Origin of the sequence: Streptomyces sp. DvalAA-14 (assembly GCF_900091855.1) — a bacterium.
GTDB lineage: Bacteria > Actinomycetota > Actinomycetes > Streptomycetales > Streptomycetaceae > Actinacidiphila.
On the sequence record NZ_FMCH01000347.1, the window covers coordinates 1 to 7,460 of the forward strand.

5 protein-coding genes are annotated in these 7,460 nt (G+C 72.6%); all 5 read right to left on the bottom strand.

The annotated features are described in order from the left end of the window. Positions 1–12 precede the first annotated feature (12 nt). A complete protein-coding gene (gene murD, locus GA0115240_RS17620) occupies positions 13–1,485 on the bottom strand; it encodes a UDP-N-acetylmuramoyl-L-alanine--D-glutamate ligase (RefSeq protein WP_093737629.1) in 1,473 nt (490 codons plus the stop codon). Continuing rightward, positions 1,482–2,546 carry a phospho-N-acetylmuramoyl-pentapeptide-transferase gene (mraY, locus tag GA0115240_RS17625; protein WP_093737625.1) on the bottom strand — a complete coding sequence of 355 codons (1,065 nt, stop codon included), beginning with the start codon at positions 2,544–2,546 and terminating at the stop codon, positions 1,482–1,484. The genes murD and mraY overlap by 4 nt, the downstream gene beginning before the upstream one ends. Continuing rightward, on the bottom strand, positions 2,543–4,006 hold the full coding sequence (gene murF / locus GA0115240_RS17630; RefSeq protein ID WP_093737626.1) for a UDP-N-acetylmuramoyl-tripeptide--D-alanyl-D-alanine ligase: 1,464 nt from the start codon (positions 4,004–4,006) through the stop codon (positions 2,543–2,545). Before murF ends, mraY begins: the two co-directional genes overlap by 4 nt. Then, a complete protein-coding gene (locus tag GA0115240_RS17635) occupies positions 4,003–5,691 on the bottom strand; it encodes a UDP-N-acetylmuramoyl-L-alanyl-D-glutamate--2,6-diaminopimelate ligase (RefSeq protein ID WP_093737627.1) in 1,689 nt (562 codons plus the stop codon). Before GA0115240_RS17635 ends, murF begins: the two co-directional genes overlap by 4 nt. A 2-nt stretch (positions 5,692–5,693) precedes the next feature. After that, the coding region (locus tag GA0115240_RS17640; protein ID WP_093737628.1) for a peptidoglycan D,D-transpeptidase FtsI family protein at positions 5,694–7,460 on the bottom strand (1,767 nt) is incomplete at its 5' end.

Sequence of the window (7,460 nt, forward strand, 5' to 3'; positions counted from 1 at the left end):
GCGGAGTGCCGGCTAGCGGGTCGGGTCCGCCGGGCCCGCCAGATCCCGGACCGCCGCCGCGAAAAGGTCCCCGCGCTGGTTGTAGTTGGCGAACATGTCCATCGAGGCGCAGGCCGGGGCCAGCAGCACCGTGTCACCGGCCTCGGCCAGTTCCCGGGCCGCGTCGACGGCCTCGGACATCGCCCCAGTGTCGGTCCGTTCCAGCTCGACCACCGGGACCTGCGGGGCGTGTCGCGCCAGGGCTTCGCGGATCAGCGCCCGGTCGGCGCCGAACAGCACGACGCCGCGCAGCCGGTCGGCGGCGCCGGCGGCCAGCTCGTCGAACGCGGCGCCCTTGGCCAGGCCGCCGGCCAGCCAGACGATGGACGGGTAGGCGGCCAGCGATGCCTGGGCGGCGTGGGTGTTGGTGGCCTTGGAGTCGTCCACCCAGGTGACGCCGTCCACCACCGCCACCTCGGCGATCCGGTGGGCGTCGGGACGGAAGGCGCGCAGGCCGTCGCGGACCGCGGCCGGCTCCACCCCGTAGGCGCGGGCGAGCGCCGCCGCGGCCAGCGCGTTGGCGATGTTGTGCGGGGCGGGCGGCCGCACGTCGGCGATCGCGGCCAGTTCCTGGGCGCTGCCCTGCCGGTCCGGGACGAAGGCCCGGTCCACCAGCAGCCCGTCCACCAGGCCGACTTCGGACACGCGCGGGGCGTCCAGCGTGAAGCCGATCGCCCGGCAGCCCTCCGCCACATCGGCCTCGCGCACCAGCCGCTCGGTCTGCGGGTCGGCGCTGTTGTAGACGCAGGCCACCTGGTTGCCCTGGTAGATCCGGCCCTTGTCGGCCGCGTAGGCGGCCATCGAGCCGTGCCAGTCGAGGTGGTCGGGCGCGAGGTTGAGCACCGCGGCGGAGTGCGGGCGGATGCTGGGCGCCCAGTGCAGCTGGTAGCTGGACAGTTCCACGGCGAGCACGTCGTAGTCCTGTTCGCCGAGGACCGCGTCCAGCAGGGAGACGCCGATGTTGCCGACGGCCGCGGTCCGCAGGCCGGCCGCGGTGAGGATGGCGGCGAGCATCCGGGTGGTGCTGGTCTTGCCGTTGGTGCCGGTGACCGCGAGCCAGGGCGCGGCGCCCGGGCCGCGCAGCCGCCAGGCGAGTTCCACGTCGCCCCAGACCTCGATGCCCCGCTCGGCGGCGGTGGTGAACAGCGGGGTGTCCGGCCGCCAGCCGGGGCTGGTGACGACCAGCTCGGTGGCGTCCGGCAGCCGCACCGCGGAGCCCGCGCCGGACCCCGCGGCGTCCCCGAGGCGGACGGCGATGCCGAGTGCCTCCAGTTCGGCCGCCTGGGTCCGCTCCTTGTCGCCCGCGGCGCCGTTGACCACGGTGACCTGGGCGCCGAGCGTGTGCAGTGCCTTCGCGGCGGGCACCCCGGAGACGCCCAGCCCCGCGACGGTGACCGCGACGCCCTTGAGCTGCACGCCGCCGGCCGGCTGCCCCGCGGCCGTCATGAGGCGGCCACCCACGCGGCGTAGAAGATGCCGAGGCCGACCGCCAGGCACATGCCCTGGATGATCCAGAACCGGACCACGACCAGGACTTCGCTCCAGCCTCTGAGTTCGAAGTGGTGCTGCAGTGGTGCCATCCGGAAGACCCGCTTGCCGGTGAGCCGGAAGGAGCCGACCTGGATGATCACGGACATGGTGATGAGGACGAACAGGCCGCCGATGACGGCGAGCAGCAGCTCGGTGCGGGAGCAGATGGCCAGTCCGGCCAGCGCGCCGCCCAGCGCCAGCGAACCGGTGTCGCCCATGAAGATCTTGGCCGGCGAGGTGTTCCACCACAGGAAGCCGAAGCAGGCGCCCATCAGCGCGGCGGCCACCACCGCGAGGTCGAGGGGATCGCGCACCTCGTAACACGCGCCGTTGGCGCTGACCGGGGCGCCGCACCACTGGCCGTACTGCCAGACGCCGATGACCGTGTAGGCGGCGAAGGCCATCACACAGGCGCCGGTGGCCAGGCCGTCCAGGCCGTCGGTGAGGTTCACGCCGTTGGACATGGCCAGGATCATGAACAGCGCCCAGATCACGAAGATCACCGGGCCGATGGACCAGCCGAAGTCATAGGTGAAGGAGAGCTTGGTGGAGGCCGGGCTCTGACCGCGCGAGTCGTGGAAGTTCAGCGCCAGCACCGCGAAGGCGATGCCGACGGTGAGCTGCCCGGCCATCTTGGCCTTGGCCCGCAGGCCGAGGCTGCGCTGCTTGACGATCTTGATGTAGTCGTCCAGGAAGCCCACCAGACCGAGCCCGGCGGTCAGGAACAGCACCAGCACACCGGAGACGGTGGGCTTGTTGCCGGTGATGATCTTGGTGGCGCCGTACGCGATCAAGGTGGCCAGGATGAAGGCGATGCCACCCATGGTGGGCGTACCGCGCTTGCTGTGGTGAGCCTTCGGGCCGTCGTCCCGGATCATCTGGCCGTAGCCCTTGCGGGCCAGCAGCCGGATCAGCAGCGGAGTGCCGATCAGCGACAGGAAGAGTCCGAGGACGCCGGAGACGAGGATCTGCTTCATCGGGCGGCACCCTCGTGGGCCGTACCGCCGGCGCCGTCCCCGTCACCGGGGACCGCCTCGGTCAGCGCCATGGCGACGGATTCGAGGCCGACCGACCTCGATGCCTTCACCAGCACGACATCGCCCGGGCGCACCTCGCTGCGCAACAGGTCGATCGCCGCCTCCGCGTCGGACACGTGCACCGACTCCTCACCCCACGAACCCTCGTTATAGGCGCCCATTTGCAGCCAGGCGGCTTCGGTACCGCCCACGGCCACGAGCTTGCTGACGTTGAGCCGGACGGCCAGCCGCCCCACGGCGTCGTGCTCGGTGAGCGACTGCTCGCCGAGTTCGGCCATCATCCCCAGCACCGCCCACGTTCGGCCCCCCCGGGCCTGAGCGGGTCTGCCCATCGCGGCCAGTGCGCGCAGGGCTGCCCTCATGGATTCCGGGTTCGCGTTGTAGGCGTCGTTGATGACCGTCACGCCGTCGGGCCGCTCGGTGACCTCCATCCGCCACTGCGAGAGCGAGCCGGCCACGGAGAGCGCGGAGGCGATCTCCCCGACAGGCATGCCGAGTTCACAGGCGACGGCGGCCGCGGCGAGCGCGTTCGACACGTGGTGCTCACCGTACAGGCGCAAGGTCACGTCGGCGCACCCGGTGGGTGTTCGCAGGCTGAAGCTCGCCTGTCCGCGATCGTTCAGCCGGACATTCTCGGCACGGACGTCGGCTTCCTCGCTTTCCCCGAAGAACACCACTCGTGCCTTCGTCCGGGTCCGCATCGCGCTGACCAGCGGATCGTCGGCGTTGAGCACCGCGATGCCGCCGTCGGCCGCGGCCGGCAGCGCTTCGACGAGCTCGCCCTTGGCCTGCGCGATCTGCTCCCGGCCGCCGAATTCGCCGATGTGCGCGGAGCCCACATTGAGCACCAGGCCGATCCGCGGCGGGGTGAGGCCGGTGAGGTAGCGGATGTGGCCGATGCCGCGGGCGCCCATTTCCAGCACCAGGTGCCGGGTGCCGGCGTCGGCCCGCAGCGCGGTCAGCGGCAGCCCGATCTCGTTGTTCAGCGAGCCGGGCGTCCACACGGTGGGCGCGAGCTCCTGCAGCAGCTGGGCGATGAGGTCCTTGGTGCTGGTCTTGCCAGCGGAGCCGGTGAGCGCCACCACGGTCGTGCCCAGCCGTTCCAGGACGTGCTGGGCGAGCGCGCCGAGGGCGGTCTGGACGTCGTCGACCACGATCGCGGGCACACCGACGGGGCGGGCGGCCAGCACCGCGACCGCGCCGTCCGCGACGGCGCCGGCGGCGTACTCGTGGCCGTCCACCCGCTCGCCGGCGAAGGCCACGAACAGGGCGCCGGGCACCACCTCGCGCGAATCCTTCACCACCGGTCCGGTGATCTCGGTCCGCAGGTCGCTGTCCGGTATGTCGTGCGTGCTCCCGCCGACCGCACGTGCGACCTCGGCGAGGGTGAGGGGGATCACAGTTCTTGTCGGTCCTTCTCGATCGCGGCGCGCAGCACCTCTCGGTCGTCGAAGGGGCGCACCTCTCCGGCGATGTCCTGGCCCTGCTCATGGCCCTTGCCCGCGACCAGCACGATGTCGCCGGGCCGCGCCCGGGCGACGGCGGCGGCGACGGCGGCGGCCCGGTCGGGCTCGACGATGACATGTCCGCGCTGCTCGGCGGGGACTTCGGCGGCTCCGTTCAGCATCGCGGCGAGGATCGTCAGCGGATCCTCGGAACGCGGGTTGTCAGAGGTCAGCACGGCGGTGTCGGCGAGCCGGGCGACGGCCGCGCCCATCGGGCCGCGCTTGGTGCGGTCCCGGTCGCCGCCGCAGCCCAGCACCGCGTGGATCCGGCCCTGGGTGGTGGTGCGCAGCGCGCGCAGCACCGACTCCACGGCGTCGGTCTTGTGGGCGTAGTCCACCACCGCCAGATACGGCTGGCCGGCGTCCACCCGCTCCAGCCGGCCCGGGACGCCGGGCACGGTGGCGATGCCGTCGGCGGCGGCCTGCGGGTCGAGGCCCGCGGCGGCCAGCGCGGTGATCGCCGCCAGGGTGTTGGCGATGTTGAACGGGCCGGCCAGCGGCGCGACCGCCCGCACCCGCTCGCCCTTGGGGCCGAGCACGGTGAAGTGGCTGTCCAGCAGCCCGGCGGTGATGTCCTCGGCCCGCCAGTCCGCGTCCAGCCGTCCTTCGGCGGAGAAGGTCACCAGCGGGACGGTGGCCTCGGCGACCAGCCGGCGGCCGTACTCGTCGTCGAGGTTGACCACGCCGAGCCGGCTGCGGCGCGGGGTGAACAGCTGGGCCTTGGCCTGGAAGTAGTCCTCCATCCCGGAGTGGAACTCCATGTGCTCCGGGCTGAGGTTGTTGAAGACCGCCACGTCGAAGACCGCGCCGTCCACCCGGCCCAGCACCAGGGCGTGGCTGGAGACCTCCATGACCACCGACTCGACACCGCGTTCGCGCATCACCGCGAACAGCGCCTGCAGGTCGGTGGCCTCGGGGGTGGTGCGCTCGCTCTTGACGCGCTGGTCGCCGATCCGGGTCTCCACCGTGCCGATCAGGCCGGTGGCGCCGTGCCGGGTGGCCCGCAGTCCGCCGTCCACCAGGTAGGAGGTGGTGGTCTTGCCGGAGGTGCCGGTGATGCCGATCCGCAGCATCCCCGCACCGGGCTCGTCGTAGACGGCGGCGGCCAGCTCGCCCATCACGGCGCGCGGGTCGGGGACGGACAGCACCGGCAGTCCGGTGGCGGCGGCGCGTTCGCTGCCGGCCGGGTCGGTCAGTACGGCGGTGGCGCCGGCCTCGGCGGCCTGGGCGGCGAAGTCCGCGCCGTGGAAGCGGGCCCCGGGCAAGGCGGCGTACAGGTCGCCGGGGCGCACCGCGCGCGAGTCGTGGGTGATGCCGGTGACAAGGGCGGTGACCAGGGCGGGGTTGCCGGGCACACGCGTCCCGAGCCGGGCGGCGAGATCCGCTAGCGGTTGGGGTCGGACGCGCGTCGGGCGCGGCGCGCCCGACGGCTGGGTGAGGGTTGGCTGATCAGCTTTGGGCACGGCGGTGAGATTACCGGGCTGGCCGGGGTCCGGGCCAAAAGGCCCCGGGGGGCGGTCGCGCGGGTCGCCGCCGCGGGCCGCCGCCGCTCCGGGCCGGCCGGGGTGCCGGCCGCGCATGATCACCGTCCCTCGGGGCTGATGGCGGGCGGTGGCTGCGAGGGGTTGAAGTCGATCGGCAGCTTCGGCGCGGGCGCCCCGGAAGGGGGCACCCCCAGGCTCTTCAGGGCGAAGGTCATGACCTGCTGGAAGACCGGGCCGCAGATCGAGCCGCCGAAGTAGCTGCCCCTGGTCGGGTTCTGGATGACGCAGGAGACGGTGATCCGGGGCTTGTCGGCGGGCGCGAAGCCGAGGAAGGACGAGGTGTAGCCCTTGTAGCGGCCGGTCACCGGGTCCACCCGGTTGGCCGTACCGGTCTTGCCGGCCACCCGGTAGCCGTCGATGCGGGCGTTGATACCGGTGCCCTCCTCGCTGCCGACCACCGATTCGAGCATCTCGGAGAGGGTTTTCGCGGTCCGGGCGCTGACCACCCTGGTCTTCTTCGGCGGCGGCGCGGGCACGAACCGGCCGTCGGGCCCGGTGGTGCCGCGGATCAGCGACGGCTCGACCCGCACCCCGCCGTTGGCGATGGTCGAGTAGACCGAGGTCGCCTGCAGCGCGTTGAGGGACAGGCCCTGGCCGAACGGGATGGTGTACTGCTGGGAGGCGTTCCAGTCCTGCGGCTTGGCGAGGATGCCGGGGGTCTCGCCGGGGAAGCCGACGCCGGTCGGCTCACCGATGCCGAACTTCTTGAGATACGAGTACAGCACCTGGTTGGCCTGCGGCTGCGTCCGGCCGAGCTGCTGGCTGGCCAGGATGGTGCCGATGTTGCTGGATTTGGCGAGCACCCCGTTGAGGGTCAGGTACCAGGTGCCGTGGTCGACGTCGTCGTGGAAGACCCGGTCGGCGCGCGGCAGGGTGCCCGGCACGGTGACGCGGGTGGTGGGGGTGGCGGTGCCGGTGTCCAGGATCGCGGCCATCGACATCAGCTTGCTGACGCTGCCGGGCTCGTAGGCGTCCTGCACCGCGGCGTTCCCGAGGGCGGCGGCGTCGGCGTGGGCGAGGTCGCCGGGATCGAAGCCGGGGGCGTCGGCCATGGCGAGCACCTGGCCGGTGCGGGAGTCCTGCACGATGACGTAGCCGCGGTCGGCCGCGGATTTGCGCACCTGGCTGGTGATGGCGTTCTGCGCGGCCCACTGGATGTCCCGGTCCAAGGTCAGTTCCAGGTCGGAGCCGGGCACGGCGGCTTCCTGCTGGCCGCCGGCGGTGGGGACCTGGCGGCCGTTGGACTGGGCGTAGCGGACCTTGCCGTTGGTGCCGGACAGCTGCTTGTCGAACATCGACTCCAGGCCGCCGGCGCCCTGCCCTTCGGCGTTCACGAAGCCGATCACGCCGGCCGCCAGGTCGCCGTCCGGGTAGACCCGCTTGGTGTGCGGCTGGCTGAAGACGCCGGCCAGCACGTCGGCGCCGGTGTGGTCCAGGGCCTTGTCGGCGAAGGCGGCCTTGAGGTCCTTGATCTGGTTCCAGACCTGCGGGGACTGCAGATGGGCGATCAGCTGGTAGCGGGAGTTCGGGGTGGCGAGCTGCCGGGCGATGGTGGTGGCGTCGCCGCCCACGATGGGCGCGAGCAGCTGGGCGGCCTGCTGCGGGGCGTCCTTGACCTTGGTCTGGTCGTAGGTGAAGAGGTAGGGGTCGGCGGTGATGTCGTAGGCGTCCACGGTGGCCGCCAGGTCGACGCCGGACCGGTCGGTGATCGTGCCCCGGTCGGCGACCACCTCCTGCGTCACCCAGCGGTTGACCGCCGCCTTGGCCGAGTACGCGGACGCGTCCACCGCCTGCACCTGCAGCAG